Raw genomic sequence first — 443 nt, 5'->3', positions numbered from 1 at the left:
ACATAACAGGCCCGCAATATCTTGCGAAAGACCTTGCAGCAAGAAACCGCGAAGAAAAATGGCTTGTTTCGTGGATGTGAGCGGGGGATGTCCAGAGGGTTGACCGGTGCCTGACGGCCTCGTACGGTCTGGTCCGCAGCAAGGTTTGCAGTCTTGCAGCAAGAACCTTCAGGAGCCTTGAGGGCATGGCGCGTTGCCGACTGAGGCTGCACCGTCACCCGCGTTTCCCCCACCCGCAGGAGGAAAGACATGGCACGCAGACCCCTGTCTGCCGCGCTCGCCCTCGTGGCCGGCGCCGCTGCCGCCCTGGTCATCCCCACCGGATTCGGCACCGCGTCCCCCGCGCAGGCCGCCGCTCCGGGCGACAAGGACGTCACGGCCGTGCTGTTCGAGTGGAAGTTCGCCTCCATAGCCAAGGCCTGCACGGACTCCCTGGGTCCGGC

At 65.0% G+C, this 443-nt stretch carries 1 protein-coding gene and 1 pseudogene; one reads left to right on the top strand and one right to left on the bottom strand.

Going from position 1 to position 443, the window contains the following annotated elements; translation table 11 throughout:
- Positions 1 to 251: hypothetical protein (locus V2J85_RS40740; RefSeq protein ID WP_330824407.1), on the bottom strand; the 251-nt coding region annotated here is incomplete at its 3' end.
- On the opposite strand from V2J85_RS40740, the pseudogene V2J85_RS40735 reads away from it, so the two are divergent.
- Positions 250 to 443: pseudogene (locus V2J85_RS40735) on the top strand (glycosidase); the annotation flags it as partial. The gene V2J85_RS40740 and the pseudogene V2J85_RS40735 overlap by 2 nt on opposite strands.

Source organism: Streptomyces bugieae (genome assembly GCF_036352915.1).
Lineage (GTDB): Bacteria > Actinomycetota > Actinomycetes > Streptomycetales > Streptomycetaceae > Streptomyces > Streptomyces endophytica.
The sequence above is the reverse complement of the archived record's forward strand: the minus strand, read 5'-3'. Positions and strand labels throughout refer to the sequence as shown.